Source organism: Rossellomorea sp. y25 (genome assembly GCF_038049935.1).
Lineage (GTDB): Bacteria > Bacillota > Bacilli > Bacillales > Bacillaceae_B > Rossellomorea.
On record NZ_CP145886.1, the window covers coordinates 3,880,895 to 3,895,115 of the forward strand.

At 41.8% G+C, this 14,221-nt stretch carries 14 protein-coding genes and 1 riboswitch; of the genes, 4 read left to right on the top strand and 10 right to left on the bottom strand.

What is annotated here, in order from left to right; translation table 11 throughout:
• Positions 1–354: 354 nt before the first annotated feature.
• Positions 355–1,296, bottom strand: a complete 942-nt coding sequence (locus tag AAEM60_RS19660) for an arginine deiminase family protein (protein ID WP_341356925.1) — start codon at positions 1,294–1,296, stop codon at positions 355–357.
• Between the two features lie 129 nt (positions 1,297–1,425).
• Here AAEM60_RS19660 and AAEM60_RS19665 point away from each other — a divergent pair, with 129 nt between their 5' ends.
• Entirely contained in the window at positions 1,426–2,745 is a 1,320-nt protein-coding gene (locus tag AAEM60_RS19665) for an amino acid permease (protein ID WP_341356926.1), read from the top strand.
• Here AAEM60_RS19665 and AAEM60_RS19670 read toward each other — a convergent pair.
• Together AAEM60_RS19670 and AAEM60_RS19675 are read right to left on the bottom strand one after the other, a co-directional pair.
• Positions 2,742–3,488: a YqcI/YcgG family protein gene (locus tag AAEM60_RS19670; RefSeq protein WP_299743438.1), complete on the bottom strand. Its 747-nt coding sequence runs from the start codon at positions 3,486–3,488 to the stop codon at positions 2,742–2,744. The two genes, AAEM60_RS19665 and AAEM60_RS19670, sit on opposite strands and share 4 nt — an antisense overlap.
• A gap of 64 nt (positions 3,489–3,552) precedes the next feature.
• Positions 3,553–4,182 carry a LysE family transporter gene (locus AAEM60_RS19675; protein ID WP_341356927.1) on the bottom strand — a complete coding sequence of 210 codons (630 nt, stop codon included), beginning with the start codon at positions 4,180–4,182 and terminating at the stop codon, positions 3,553–3,555.
• 146 nt (positions 4,183–4,328) lie between these two features.
• Between AAEM60_RS19675 and AAEM60_RS19680 the strand changes: the two genes are divergently transcribed.
• Both AAEM60_RS19680 and AAEM60_RS19685 read left to right on the top strand, forming a co-directional pair.
• Positions 4,329–4,961: a spore coat protein gene (locus AAEM60_RS19680; RefSeq protein WP_341356928.1), complete on the top strand. Its 633-nt coding sequence runs from the start codon at positions 4,329–4,331 to the stop codon at positions 4,959–4,961.
• Positions 4,962–5,084: 123 nt separating this feature from the next.
• Positions 5,085–5,579 carry a L,D-transpeptidase family protein gene (locus tag AAEM60_RS19685; protein WP_299743429.1) on the top strand — a complete coding sequence of 165 codons (495 nt, stop codon included), beginning with the start codon at positions 5,085–5,087 and terminating at the stop codon, positions 5,577–5,579.
• A 77-nt stretch (positions 5,580–5,656) separates the two neighbouring features.
• Here AAEM60_RS19685 and AAEM60_RS19690 read toward each other — a convergent pair whose 3' ends face one another.
• A complete protein-coding gene (locus AAEM60_RS19690; RefSeq protein WP_341356929.1) occupies positions 5,657–6,853 on the bottom strand; it encodes an aspartate kinase in 1,197 nt (398 codons plus the stop codon).
• A 173-nt stretch (positions 6,854–7,026) separates the two neighbouring features.
• Positions 7,027–8,274 (bottom strand): homoserine dehydrogenase, encoded by a 1,248-nt coding sequence (locus AAEM60_RS19695; RefSeq protein WP_341356930.1) that lies wholly within the window; start codon positions 8,272–8,274, stop codon positions 7,027–7,029.
• A 160-nt stretch (positions 8,275–8,434) separates the two neighbouring features.
• Positions 8,435–8,544, bottom strand: a riboswitch (SAM riboswitch).
• Positions 8,545–8,804: 260 nt separating this feature from the next.
• On the opposite strand from AAEM60_RS19695, the gene AAEM60_RS19700 reads away from it, so the two are divergent.
• Positions 8,805–10,190 (top strand): DUF2254 domain-containing protein, encoded by a 1,386-nt coding sequence (locus tag AAEM60_RS19700; RefSeq protein ID WP_341356931.1) that lies wholly within the window; start codon positions 8,805–8,807, stop codon positions 10,188–10,190.
• A gap of 43 nt (positions 10,191–10,233) precedes the next feature.
• Here AAEM60_RS19700 and AAEM60_RS19705 read toward each other — a convergent pair whose 3' ends face one another.
• The 5 genes from AAEM60_RS19705 to AAEM60_RS19725 all read right to left on the bottom strand — a co-directional run bounded on the left by AAEM60_RS19705 (position 10,234) and on the right by AAEM60_RS19725 (position 14,068).
• Positions 10,234–10,494: a hypothetical protein gene (locus AAEM60_RS19705; protein ID WP_299743419.1), complete on the bottom strand. Its 261-nt coding sequence runs from the start codon at positions 10,492–10,494 to the stop codon at positions 10,234–10,236.
• Positions 10,495–10,534: 40 nt separating this feature from the next.
• Complete coding sequence (locus AAEM60_RS19710; RefSeq protein WP_341356932.1) at positions 10,535–11,764, bottom strand: helix-turn-helix transcriptional regulator; 1,230 nt, start codon at positions 11,762–11,764, stop codon at positions 10,535–10,537.
• A gap of 417 nt (positions 11,765–12,181) precedes the next feature.
• Positions 12,182–12,688, bottom strand: a complete 507-nt coding sequence (locus AAEM60_RS19715) for a protease inhibitor I9 family protein (protein ID WP_341356933.1) — start codon at positions 12,686–12,688, stop codon at positions 12,182–12,184.
• Between the two features lie 110 nt (positions 12,689–12,798).
• Positions 12,799–13,509 carry a hypothetical protein gene (locus tag AAEM60_RS19720; protein ID WP_299743412.1) on the bottom strand — a complete coding sequence of 237 codons (711 nt, stop codon included), beginning with the start codon at positions 13,507–13,509 and terminating at the stop codon, positions 12,799–12,801.
• Between the two features lie 19 nt (positions 13,510–13,528).
• Positions 13,529–14,068 carry a signal peptidase I gene (locus tag AAEM60_RS19725; protein ID WP_341356934.1) on the bottom strand — a complete coding sequence of 180 codons (540 nt, stop codon included), beginning with the start codon at positions 14,066–14,068 and terminating at the stop codon, positions 13,529–13,531.
• Between the last annotated feature and the right edge of the window lie 153 nt (positions 14,069–14,221).

Genomic DNA, 14,221 nt, shown 5'->3' on the forward strand with positions numbered 1-14,221 from the left:
TCATACCAAATCCTGTAACAAAATCAAACTGAATCTTTCCTTATTCCACCATGTACCTGAACACATGAACAACTATGTAAACTCTTTTGATAATGGAGGAATAAGCAAAATAAAACAGAATGGAATGCAGTTGGACTAATTTTTCCCCTTACAAACAAAGCCTGCGATCAGATTTAAGATCGCAGGCTTTCCTTTTTCAATAAAAGGTCTTGAAGCAAAGGTTTGTCAACTCTATATTCCCTACAATATTCAACATCTTTTCCCAGGAAATGATGTCGGTTGACCAAGGATGGTGTCGTTAAAATACACTTTATGTATTTTTCAGGATAACCAATATATGTGATTTTCTATCCGTTATCCCCGCTCGAAAGGCAGCGTCATACACCTGATCCCACCACCGCCCTTTTCAAGCTCATTCACATCCACTTCAATCAAATTCTTGCCTTTCAATTTCGGGTGATCTTTCACTATTTTTTTACTCGCTTTCGTGCTTACCAAAAGGGTTTCGGGGTCAAGATTTAAGAAATTAATATCAGCAACCGTATGCTTTACGTCATCCGTCCATAGAACCTCAAAGCCCTGGCGCTTAATAAATTCCTCCATCATCACATACCGGCCACCCTTTTCATTGATGATTTGTACTGGGAAAAGTCTCATATAACTCTTCGCAATCATCAGGTCTGACCCGGCCACATTGCAGTTCATATCCAAATGCATGGTTTCCCCCGTTCGAGGTAGATCGATGATTCCAATCTCAGAAAATCCTGCTTGAAAGACTTTCTGCTTTATCTTCTCTATACTTTCAATACTTGTACGCATTCCCGTATTGATAAAGACAGCGTCTTTATTCAAAACGAATACATCACCGTTTTCCAATGCCTTCAAACCATTATTATCGCTGATTGAAAACGTCTTTTCGTCCAACCACGATTGAAACAGCTCATGACTATGAATGTATTCAGGGGCTCTCATTGTAATCCCCGCATCTCCTGGAATCACAGTATTTCCGTACACACAGGCCAAATCGCGTACAAATACCCGGTTGATCAGCTGGTGATTGAGTGCAGCATTCTCACCCGTCAGGTATTCAGAGTAATTAATGACCGTTACCCCCGCGTCTTCCATCGCCCTGATCATTCCCACGTGGTTTTCTTGAGCTTTTTCCTGGTTAACGGGCTTCTCCCATCCCACATAATCCGCGGTTCTTTGATCGGGTACATCCGATGTAGAAGGCGAACACACCAACACCGTCTTTAATTCTCCATGTTCACTCCAGCAATTCGGATTAATCTTCAAGATGATCCAGCCTCCTTAGTTTCAGTCATCCTTACTTTTTCCTTTCTCATGGAAATCATTCTGTTCGCTTCACATAATTCATGAGTCCCAATGTCAAACTATGAAGGTTAAAGGTCAGGTGAAAAACATATGAGTAAGTGTACAAATCAAACGAATCTATCATGGTGGCAGCTTTCCTTGATTGGAGTGGGCTGTATCATCGGAACAGGGTACTTCCTGGGGTCAGCCATCCCCATTCAAAAGGCGGGCCCCTCCGTTCTGATTGCCTATTTAGTGGCCGGAATTGGAACATGGATGGTGTTTCAGGCCCTTGCAAAGTTAACGGCCCATCATCCTGAAAAGGGGTCCTTCCGTACTTATGCAAAGCAGGCTTACGGATCATGGGCAGGGTTCAGTAACGGCTGGGTCTATTGGTCGGCAGAAATGCTCATCATGGGGAGTCAACTAACCGCTCTTGCTCTCTTTGCCCAATTCTGGTTTCCTACTATTCCTCTGTGGATCTTCACCGCAGTATTTGCAGGTCTTGGATTATTGATTATCCTGATGGGTGTGCAGAAAGTAGAGCAAATGGAGAATCTGTTTGGAATCATGAAAGTAGCGGCCATCTTGATGTTTGTCATCATCGCTTGTGCTTCCATGTTCGGGTGGCTAGGAATCGGTGGGGCGGCTCAGCAGCTTCAATCTCCATTAAAAGAAGTTCTTCCACAAGATGGGAAAGGGCTTTGGCTCGCCCTTCTTTTTGCCTTTTATGGATTTGGAGGAATTGAAGTGATGGGTTTAATGGCTCAGGAGCTCAAGGATCCCAAGGAGGCACCAAAGTCCGGGAATATCATGCTTCTCATTTTAACGATCCTTTATCTTTTATCCTTTTATCTCGTATTAAAGCTCGTTCCTCTCGGCAGGATTGATTCGAATGAAAGTCCATTTCTTACGGCCCTTAAACAATATGACCTTCCCTGGGTCCCGCATGTATTCAATGCCATTCTGATTATTGCCGGGTTCTCCACCATGGTCGCTTCTTTGTACGCGGTCACGACGATGCTCGTGGCATTGGCAGAAGAAGGAGATGCTCCGAAGGTTTTCGCCAAAAAAGGGAAAATGAAGGTTCCCCTGCCTGCTTTCGGACTCACTACCCTGGTTGTCGCTCTTTCGATTGTGATTGCCATGCTCCTGCCGGATAAACTATTCGAGTATGTCACTACAGCGGCGGGGCTCATGCTCCTTTACACATGGATATTCATTCTCGCTTCCTTTCACAAGCTGATGAGCAAAACCGGTTGGGACCGCATCCAAACACTCTTTGCTCTCACTCTCATTTTATTGGCCATCAGCGGTACACTACTTGATCATGTGAGTCGCATAGGGTTCTTTGTAAGCATCGGATTCATCATGGTGATTGCGATAGCGACATTCATAAAAGGAAAAAGAGCTAAAGCCGGAACGCTTTAACTCTTGATTTTCTTTTGGCTATTTAAAAATGGACATTTCGAAAGTGAAGAATCGTCGTCACTAAGATAATATTGTTTCCATTCGTAGTTATCTTCCTGCCCATACCATTTCAGGCTTGGATGCGGCTCTGCCTCATCATATTCAATAAGACGCTTCCGAATGACTTTCTTTAATTTCTGTCCGAATGCAGTGGAAGAGTTAATTTCATCAAACACCCATCGGGGCTGGAAGGCTACAAGAAAGTAGGGAAAGTGACGGCTTTTCCTTACGATGTGAGCCGGTGTTGCACAGAAGGCAAAATACGGTTCACCCTCAAAACAAAACTCCCATGTATGATGATGGGGATCCTTTGCTATACCGTCCGGCCAAGGTGTTTCATCTAATTCATGTATCCTATTTAATAGAGTCCAGAATATATGTTGATACGAATCAATGGAATGGCTGTCTTCCCCTATTCCTTCTGAATTAAAAAACACGACAAGAGATGCGTAAGTCCCTGTATCCCTTGAGATTTTTCCATATTGTTTGAGCAAGCCCGCCAGCTCTTCAGATGCCGCTTCATTCCTCGGATCATCTGCAAAGCCGAAACGTAATGTATCTGACTGAAAGCCTTGTTTTCCAGGCACACATGGATAGGGATGATGTTCGTCGGACATCACAGCCGAGAAATGATTATAGGCTGATTGCTGCCAGTTTGTAAGTTCATCCATGTGTTGATCGATCCAACTTTTCGAACGTAACATATAGCCGATCCCTCCTAAAGATTACACATTTATCCTATTAGGAGGGAGCCTTATGGGTGTCTGTCTAGCCGAACAATAAACGGCAGGCGTTCACACCAAAATAAATACCGAATCCCATCAAGATGAATCCGGAAATGATGGAGATCAATCGCAGGATCCGGGGACTGACCAGCTTTCCCGCACCCGTCGCAACACTTGCCATCGTCAGGTCCCAAAGTGTGATCCCGAGAAATATCCCCATGCTATACAGAAATAGTTGCCCCGCTTCATAAGAGCTTGAAGTCTGAGCCAGAATAGAACCATAGATTCCTAGCCAGAATAAAATACTTAATGGATTTGAAATTGCCATAAAAAAGCCTGTACGAAACGCTTTCCCTTTCGTTTCGTATGGATCACCACTTGAGGATGAGGTGAGGGAACCCGACTTTAAGATGCTTTCAATCCCAGTATACGTCAGGACAAAAAAACCAAAGGCCCATAAAAATAATTTTATCAACGGGGTATCAACGAATTGAGCCAGTCCAAAATAAATGAGGAGCATAAATACTCCGTCCGCCACCATGCCGCCTACTCCCACAAGCCAGGCGTGGAAGAACCCGAAGCGAATCCCCTTGTCCAATTGAGCGGCATTAATCGGTCCCATGGGTGCAGACAGAGATAATCCCAAAACGATATAACTCAGAAATATACTCATTCTAAGACCACCTTCAAAATGACTTCTTCCTATTGTATTCGGACAGGCCGGTGAGTATTAAACCATTCTGGGGTGAAGAAATACATAATTGACAAATATGTGGTTATTCTAATCAACGATGTCACTTAAATAGGAGGAAAACACTCATGCAAAATCAACCTAATATGCCGCCTCAACCTGGAACTCAAATGCCACCCAATATGATGAATAACCAAAGTAAAGATCATGGTGGCCATGAACTATTTGATGCCCACGAAATTATTGCCGGGATCATCAGCATGCTGGATCAGTATCAAATGTATGATCAACACATCCAGGATCCTGAACTTAAGGATATTCTAAAGAGGCAGTCAACTTTCGTGACGACTATGTATAATACGATTGTGGGAAGCTTTTCTACAGGGCATGACCCTGCTGTACCAACCCAACAATACAAAATGACCCAATCCCACGCCACTACTTATGGGGTAAAACCAGGAACACCCAAAAAACCAAACCAATCCGTCAATGAGCTTTCAGATAAAGGCTTGTCTGCTTATATGCTTGGACAAACGAAATCTCTGGCCACCCTGCTTGCCATGACGGCTCTTGAAATGACAAATCCCGTATTACGCCGCGTTGTGGCAGACAGTGTACCGAACTTCATTGAAATGAGTTATGAGATTTTCCTCTATCAAAACAAGCATGGCTATTATCAGGTTCCTCAGCTAAATGAACAGGATATGACGCTTATGCTGCAAAGCTATACGACAGTTCCACAGCAGACCCCCCCTCAATAAGCTGCTATTTACGCCTGCGCCTTCTTTGGATGCAGGCTTTTTTATGTCCCGGCTCGTCTGATGAACCGACTTTTTCACATGTACATAGACTAAGAAAGAAAGTGAAATTGGGAGGTGTTTGAGTTGGTACACACAGTAAAGACAGGAGAAACACTTAGTCAGATATCAAGGGACTACCGGACTCCCTTGGCCGTCATCCTTAATGCTAACCCAGGTATTGACCCAGATAATATTTATCCCGGACAAACGATCACCATACCGGGGATTCCTGACGCTACTGCGAATCCCTACCGTATTCAAGTCTCTGTTAACAACCGCTGGCTGCGTTTATTCAAAGACGGCATCCAAATCAAGCAGTACCCCATTGCAGTGGGTAGAGTACTCTTCGAAACCCCAATTGGGGAATTCATCATCATTAATAAAGCACCGAATCCCGGTGGCCCCTTTGGAACGATGTGGATGAGTTTATCAAAAGAGAGTTATGGGATCCATGGAACAAATGACCCCAGTTCCATTGGGAATGCCGTGTCCAGAGGGTGTATACGCATGTATAATAAAGACGTTGAGGAGTTGGCAGGCCTCATTCCGATCGGTACACCTGTGTTGATCAGTCCATAGAAGAAGTGTATAGGGATGCCTATACACTTCTCCATTTGGGAAGTGGTGACAGTCAGATGGCATCACCACTCTTTCCTTTATAAGACAGCTCTCTTTGTTTCTATATAATCCAGTCCAAAGTGCATATGAAGGACTCTGGCCGCCTTTTCCACATCCCTTTTTTCCACAAGAGCACTTAATCCTACTGAAGATTCCCATATAGACACCTTTGAAATATGGTAGTCATGAAAAACGTTGGTAACCTTCTCTTTCACCTCATGGGATGAGTTGATGCGTCCAATCACAGATACTTTAGATAGATCTTCTCTTTGTTCTATATGGGAGTAGGCCTGATTATATTGTTCGACGATTCTCTTTACTGCTTGAAAATCCTGTTCTTTAACGATGAGGACAAGGTTTTCCCCGTACTTTACTATTTCTGTCTCGATATGGTGTGAATCGAGATCATAAAGAATCAATGACTCTCCTCCCTGGCAATCAAATATTGTGAGAACAGAGATGTCTTCCTGATGGGCCACTCCGACTATTGAAGCATTTCTATGAGTTTTCCCACTGATCAAGGTTCCACGCCCCTCATTCAAACTGGAACAAACAACAAGCGGCACGTGATGTTCCCTCGCATGTTTGATGGCTCTTGGATGCAGGACACCCGCTCCCATGGTGGCTAAGCGCAGCATCTCCTCATAGGAGAGGGTATCAATTTTCGATGCCAGGGGAACGACCCGGGGATCCGATGTATACACACCATCCACATCTGTATAGATATCACATCTGACGGCTTTTAACGCCGATGCAAGAGCAGCTGCCGTCGTATCCGAACCGCCCCTCCCTAATGTGGTCACCTCTCCTCCTTTCGTAATCCCTTGAAAGCCGGCTACTACGACGATTCGTCCGTCTGATAACTCCGTTTTGATCCGATGCGTATCGATTGAGGTAATCTTCGCATTTCCGAATACTCCGTCGGTTCGGATCCCCGCCTGCCTGCCTGTCAGGGACACTGCTTCTACTCCTTGATGTTCGAGGGCCATCGTCAAAAGGGCAATCGTCACCTGCTCCCCAGTGCTTAAGAGCATATCCATTTCTCTCTTGCTTGGCTCTGTGGAAAGTTCCCCTGCCAATTTCACGAGGGTATCAGTCGTTTTATTCATAGCTGAAACCACTACGACAACGTCATGCCCCTTTTCTTTTTCTTTCAAGACATTGAAGACCATCCGTTTGATTCGATCTGTAGAACCAACAGAGGTTCCACCAAACTTTTGAACAATAATACTCAAGTGATCCCCCTACTTTCTATCAGACCTTTTTTTGAAGCTATTTTTCACTAATGGCTGCTTTCCGCTCCTGGTGCTCGCTTCCCTCGGGAGTCAAGCATCTGCCGCTCCAATCAACATCGTGATAAACATTTCCTTTAAACAACGATCGATATGATACTTGGTTAATACTTTTTTTATGAAACGGCGACGCCAGTTTTCACCTCATTTTCCAACGGAATTTCTTTTAGAATAGAAACGGCTTGAATATCGTCATGTGTCCTTAGAAGAGTTTGAAGTGTGTCTTTGCTACCTTCAACAAAAACATACAAGTAATCGTCCAGCTGAATGCGATCCTTTAATGTAAACGATGGGATCCAGCTTTGATAATCTTCATTTTCACGGATCCTCAGAACCCATTGGTGGCTGCTCTCTTGATGAACTTCCCCGGTGCTCACTGTGCTTTGGGCAGAGTCCGTATACTTCCGTTCTATCAATGAAAGAAAATCCTCTACCATGGCGCTTCCGGTAGGTAATTTACCGGCCCCGGGACCCAGCAGGGTGATCCTGCCTACAAGGCTGCCCTTTAGCGAGATGGCATTTTCCACATCCTCCACACCGTAAAACGGATGGGTGTCATGGACAAGGATTGGTTCGACTTCACCCGTGATATGATTTGAAGAATCCCGTTCAAGGGAACCTACATGCTTAAATCGCAATCGAAATGATTCCGCTGCTTGAAGCCATTCTGCAGTCAGGTGTGATATTCCTTTTCGTCTGATATCCTTCCAGTCCGGCTGCCTGCCAAATGCCGTTTGACTTAAAATGAGAAGTTTATAGAAAGCATCATAGCCTTCAATATCACTGGTCGGATCAGCTTCAGCATACCCCTTCTCCTGGGATTGCTTTAACGCTGTCTCAAAGGAGATTCCACGTTTTCTCATTTGCGATAAGATGAAATTGGACGTCCCATTCAGAATTCCTTGAACCCGTTCAATCTCATTCACCTTAAGAAGCTGCCTGATACTGCCGATCACGGGAATCCCCCCCGCTGTCGTCGCTTCGAAACCTATGGTTACCCCATTATTTCTCGCCTTTTCCAATAGATCCGGACCATATTTAGCAAACATGGCTTTATTTGCTGTGACAATATGAATTCCTTTCTCGATGGCTTTGGTTAAATACGTATGACCCGGTTCTTCACCTACGATTGCTTCAAAGATCACATGAAGATCCGGGATATCCAGAATTTCTTGAAAATCCGTTGTGACCTTAATTGACGAATCAATGTTTCGTTGTTTAACAGGATCCTTAATAAGGATGGCCCTTACCTTTACCTCTTTACCGAGGACTTCCCTTATTCTTTCCTGATGGGTATCAATGGCTTCACAGACTCCTTGCCCGACTGTTCCAAACCCCAGAAGTGCCACATTTATCGTTGACATGCTTCAGCCTCCTAAGTATCTTTTTTTCAATTTTTCACTTGCTTGATTCATTCCTTTGAAGATCCACCCTGAGAGTCGAAGAGAGCAATGTGGGAAAGAAAGAGGGTATACAGAAAAGCCCTCTTCTTTTTAAGAAGAGGGCTAAATAATCATGCTCCTCCCCTTATCTTCCAGATCCGTATAGATCTGTAGGAATTGGCACCTTTACAGTCTGATCCTGTAGGTTGCCGGGCTTCATCGGGCCTATCCCTCCGCCGCTCTTGATAAGAGATATATCGTTTCGTTTTGGTATTACTTGCTATTTGAGTATGAATTGGATTATATAGGGGATTCATTCCTTCGTCAATACCATTTTTGGTATTTTTCAAAAATTCTTTCTAATGTCAATAGGTAGGGTAATTCCTATTGGTTTACTTAAGATTCGACTCCATCTAGAAGCCTATAAATCTAATTTGCAGAGAGACGTTTTAACATGATCTGGCAGGGAAAACTAATCCATATCCCTTGATTTGAAAGGAACCGAATCTATTATGCTGAAAAAACTGCTTCCCTTATCCATCAGAAAATATCTGCTCATGTCAAAACGGCAACGAATGCGAGAGATCCGACTGACCATTTGGTATATGCCATTCTTTTATATTTGTTTTTCCATACTCCTTGTAGCACTCACCCTCTATTTAGATTTATATGCTGACATCTCTCAGTATACATTTGATTTATTAAGTATGGATGCATCTGTTACACGCATGCTTGTCAGTACACTCATCGGGGGCATTCTCACACTCAGTGCTTTCACCCTGAATTCGCTGCTTGTTGTACTAACGATGTTCAGTGGTCAATTTTCACCGAGGATGCTCCTGGATTTCATTTCGGACAAACAAACGCAGCATGCCCTTGGAATTTTCAATGGCAGTTTTGTATATGTATTGCTCCTCTTTCTATTTATCGGAAATTCAAAGGAAGAACTGTTTGTTGCTGCCCCGATCATGACGATTGGACTTGCATTCCTTACTGCAGTCACTTTTATATTCTTCATTAACCATGCCTCTACTTGGATGCAGGTGCACAATATTACGTACAATATGAAGCAGGTTTCTGAGGTGATGATCAATCAAACGCTGAAACATGACCTAGAAGCCCACCGAACTAGAAACACCGGCGATATAATGGAGCACTATAAGGAGAATATCATTCATGTGAAGTCAAGAGAGTCGGGATATATACAGTTGATTGATTTTCATGGAATGATTGAAGCGGCAAAAAATGATCAACTTGTCATACAGCTCCACTATAAAGTCGGGGATTATGTTTTGGCGGGGAATGAATTGGTGAGCATTTGGGGACCTGAAACCAAGGATATTTCTACTAATCACTATCTCGACTTTATCGAAATGGGCCATAAGGAGACGGAAATTCAAGACCTGCAAATGGGAATTCATAAGCTTGCAGAAGTAGCAATCAAATCCCTTGGAAATGATGATCCTAAAACAGCCTCCAATACGATTGATCAAATGGCCGATCTGATGATAACAGTTGAAGATCACCTATCCTTCACCCCGTATTTAATCGATCAAGAAGGAAAAATACGAGTCATTCTCCAGACAGAAGCATTTGAATACTATCTATATCGGGGATTTGGCTATATCAGGCATTATGCAAAAGAAAATCATCTCATCATTACTGACATCGTTCGGGCACTCGCTCTTATTGCAGAGTCCATTGACCCCTCTAAGCACAAAGCCATATGGGAATTCGCCTGTAATACCATTGATCATATTGAAAGGGAGGTCATTTACGAATTAGATAAAACCTTTCTTCTGCAGGAAGTTCATAAGCTGGCACGTCTAACTGAAAACCTTAGAGAATATAAGAAAATCGAAAGTAAATTCTATCCTTCTGCTAATAAAAACACGTAAAAAGCTTCATCTCATAAAAGAGATGAAGCTTTTTTACCAGGAATTAAATCCATGTTTCGACGATACTGGAATCTTCCCCTTGTGCTTTCGGTACTAGCGAGAAACGTTCTGGAATTTCACTTCTGATTGCTTCTAATGTAGGTCTCATCAAAATATAATGAGTGGGCTGATTGACATCGAATAGCCTTGCTACAAACATGCCTTGATAATCTTTGGGACTGGAATAAATACAGATGATGGGCATTTTATAATCACTTAATGTCACCTCATCAAATGATGAAATTAATCGATCCGGGTTTTCCATCAAATCTCTCCTTTCTGTGTCATTTCTAATCATATTACCGTCAGCTTAAAACGCATTCTTTTCCTTTTGCCTCTCTACCATCCATTCGATTATGATTGTAGAGCTTTTGAATGTAATAGTTGCACTTAGCGTATTGCCCTTCTTCCTTCAATAGAGGGATGATGACATTCTCTATATATTGATAATATGCTTCTTCTCCCTCTTGGACCCTGATCTCAAGCATCGTAAAAAAAGTTTCCATTTGGGGATTTTTCATATCTGTCACAGATGCCTGTCCTTCTTCTATTAAACTTGCATATTTTTCATTATTTGCTGAATCGTCTACATTCATGGAACTATCAATATAACCAAAGAGGCTGTTTAAATATATATCTCTATCAGACTCATGCTTTAATAATCCATATGCCATTTGAAATGCATCTCTCGCCTTTCTATCCTCCATTACGTCTCGATAAAGATTCCCTAAATTCAGATGAAGAACGGCTTTTCTTTTATGATCATGGAGATTATCACAATGTTGGATCAACTCGTCATATTTCTCTACTAACGACGCCAGACTCGCTCCTTCGCTTCTGCCTTCCGCTACCAACTGAATCGTAGCAGCATCTACGCACCTTGTAAAATTAAACGTTTCCTTGAAATAGTTCAGAGCCAGCTGACTATATCGTAGGGATTTGTCAAGTTGCCCAAGATCTTGATAGCCAACTGACATGTGATAATAGGCTTCAGGATTGGAATAAATATCCCGATCTATTTTCTCCAAATACGTTATGGCTGTTTGCGGATTTCCTTTTGCAAGCTCATACATGCCTTTTATATGATAATATAACTGAAAATCATAATCGAACATATGGAAGGACAGACGTTTATTAGAAAACTGACTTAAATAGAATGCAGCTTCTTTAACCTCCCCTTTCATAATAAAGTACCTTGCTTTCAGTAGCTTAAAGGTGCCATTAAGGGTTTCAATTTTGATTAATGGATTTTGTTCAATGGTCTCCTTCAATAATTCAATCTTTCCATTTACTTGCTTAATCATGACATCATGCCACAATTCCAAATCTAAACGTAATTTTTTATACGCCTTTAACTCTTTCTCCACGTTCATATTTAGCCTTTGATTGAACAATTCGATTTTATCTTTCGTAATCTGCAAGTGTCCGCTTTCAATTTTACTGATATGGCCAGGTGTACAAATTCCATCCCCTACCTGTTTCTGGGTCATCCCCTTAAAGATTCGATAATATTTAATAAATGTCCCAATGTGCATGATTTAACCTCCAGGGTGACGTAGTATACGTTAATTCAGTACATCCAAATTTTTTATTTCAATATAGGTTATACTCCTATTATACTAATAAGTGATCATGAAAAAATTGGGGTTTTCAGCAGGTTTCCTAAAGTCTCAAATAAAACTATTTACCCGCTTCTTTTTACTTACACCCCTACTTTATTGACTATTAAAAGGAAATTACAAAGAAATATCGGCAATAAATCTTATATATTTGAAAAACTTTCAATTATCTGGCTTTTTGGATAAAAATAGTTTAGGTCTTTTAGTCTATTCTATTTTCCCGATTGCTTGCACATTTTTTATGCTATTTTCCGAAAATGATTGTGGCTTTTAAAATTAGAAAAAAAGATAGCCGGCGCACCTGACTGATTCATGGTGTGCCGGCTATCTTTTTTACATTTGATCTGAAGGTTGGATAGGAGGATCCAACTGGATTTCCTGGTCTGGATAAATCCTGGAAATAACGGAAGAACCCATTAATCTCTTAATTCCATTTGCCGGTAATTCTATCGACACCCCATTAAAGGCTGTTTTATACCTGTGTTTGATACGATATTCCACTTCATTATCATCCAGGAAGGCATGAAGTTCTTGCTCGAAAGCCTGATGACTCTGTTCAACGTGTTCCTTGGCTTTGTCCAAGGTCATATCCACGCCTTGAGCTTCTGCTTCCAGAACGGCTATTTTTGCAGGTTTTGTCTTAAACTCAATAATAACGGAAACAACCTTCTCACTTGAAAGATTAATGGATGGATCAACCTTGACCGCCGAATTCATCGTTTCTTCCACCGCCTCATCCTCATTCTGATAGGTACTTTCCCCTGGATCTGCCTGACATCCTCCTATGACCATCATAAAGACCAGGAAAAGGACTCTCCAGTAGCACTTCTTCATTAACATTCGATCTCCTTTATTTAAGAGTTTAAAAAAAAAGACAATCTATCAGGATTGTCTCCTTTCGATTGCCTTTTCAAACGTTATTCACGAAGTTATTCTATTTTAGAGATTCGTTAGTTTTTTGCACCATCATCCATTTGCTTGGCTGTTACATTCAAATTCGATGTATAGGTAATTCCTTGATACTCATTACCTGCTTTTTCGTCCAGTTTGATTGCGAAAGAAAGGTCAATGTATTGGTCATCATTTAATTGCCAAAATTCATGCTTCTCGCCCTCTTTAGAACCGTCCCCAAGTACCATCTTGGCTTTCCCGCTCATGCCTTTTGCAGCAGGTTGTGCCTCTTCCTCTACAAATCCGACAACCATTTCAACTCCAGGAGCGATCGCTTTGGACATAGATCTAACTTCATTGGTTGTCCCATTGAATAACTCATCTAAGTAGATTCTTGATTCTTCCAGGATGTCGTCTGTCATTTCTTGTCCTTCAGAGAACTTATAAGCGATATATCCTACTTTATAGGCATCTAAAGGTACATCTGCACTGAGAGACTGGTTATAGGTAGCTTTAAGATAAGCATCCATATCACCTGTGTTTTCAATCTTTAACCATTCACCGTACTTTAATTGTGAAGGGGCAAACCCAGTAGCTTCGATGATCTTGGTTTCCATGTCTTGTGAGTTGTTGATCTCCAATGTACCGTTTGTGATCTCTCCTGTGGCATTTGTCTCGGATGTGAACCAAGAATATGTACCAAAGCTTCCAGATACTACGATTGCTCCTACTAATGCGCTTCCCAAAAATGCATTCTTCAACTTAAACATGTCAATCCCCCATTATTTATTATGATTTGGTATACTCCTCTTGCTTCTTCGGTTTGATTTTTTCATAAACCGTCATACACACATACCCCGTTAATGGAACAATGATGAATAGTAAGAAACCCATCGGTCCCTTCGTATATTGAGAAAGGAAACCGAGATTTGGAATATGAAAGAGTTCCTTCCCTACTATTTCATTTGCCGTTGTAACATCTTCATCCACCGTATTGTTGTTATCACCTTGAGTATAGAAGTGCTTTACTCCGTCTTCTCCAACAATGGAGGTGATTCTGTGAGTGATCAGGTTTTTCTCCTGGTTGTAATAGGAGATGATATCTCCCTCTTTAAGAACATTTGCATCCACTTCTCGAGTGATGATCACGTCCCCAGCATCAAAGGTAGGAGCCATACTATTCGACAATACGGTCAGTGGCTTATATCCAAAAAAGGATAGCGGTTTACTGCTGTTCAGGCTTATGAAGATGGAAACGATGATCATCATGATGAGTAAAAAAATTACGATTGGTATGACTTTTTTGACAATTTTCACTACCTGCTCCATATTTCACCCTCTATTCTAGTTGTGTTGTGTGTAATTTCTGATGGAAGTAAAAGAAGTTCTATTCTAATCAGAATTTCGTTAAGATTCTGATTTCTGTTTATATTATTACACAACTCAGTAACTTGGGGTATTGGGGTTTACAAGGGGAAGAAC

Bases quoted from the DNA above. Each gene is read 5' to 3' on its own strand.
- AAEM60_RS19675 (WP_341356927.1), bottom strand. From the start codon at position 4,182: ATGAGTATATTTCTGAGTTATATCGTTTTGGGATTATCTCTGTCTGCA.
- AAEM60_RS19710 (WP_341356932.1), bottom strand. From the start codon at position 11,764: ATGCACATTGGGACATTTATTAAATATTATCGAATCTTTAAGGGGATG.
- AAEM60_RS19725 (WP_341356934.1), bottom strand. From the start codon at position 14,068: ATGGAGCAGGTAGTGAAAATTGTCAAAAAAGTCATACCAATCGTAATT.
- AAEM60_RS19680 (WP_341356928.1), top strand. From the start codon at position 4,329: ATGCAAAATCAACCTAATATGCCGCCTCAACCTGGAACTCAAATGCCA.
- AAEM60_RS19700 (WP_341356931.1), top strand. From the start codon at position 8,805: ATGCTGAAAAAACTGCTTCCCTTATCCATCAGAAAATATCTGCTCATG.
- AAEM60_RS19670 (WP_299743438.1), bottom strand. From the start codon at position 3,488: ATGTTACGTTCGAAAAGTTGGATCGATCAACACATGGATGAACTTACA.
- AAEM60_RS19720 (WP_299743412.1), bottom strand. From the start codon at position 13,509: ATGTTTAAGTTGAAGAATGCATTTTTGGGAAGCGCATTAGTAGGAGCA.
- AAEM60_RS19695 (WP_341356930.1), bottom strand. From the start codon at position 8,274: ATGTCAACGATAAATGTGGCACTTCTGGGGTTTGGAACAGTCGGGCAA.
- AAEM60_RS19715 (WP_341356933.1), bottom strand. From the start codon at position 12,688: ATGTTAATGAAGAAGTGCTACTGGAGAGTCCTTTTCCTGGTCTTTATG.
- AAEM60_RS19665 (WP_341356926.1), top strand. From the start codon at position 1,426: ATGAGTAAGTGTACAAATCAAACGAATCTATCATGGTGGCAGCTTTCC.
- AAEM60_RS19705 (WP_299743419.1), bottom strand. From the start codon at position 10,494: ATGGAAAACCCGGATCGATTAATTTCATCATTTGATGAGGTGACATTA.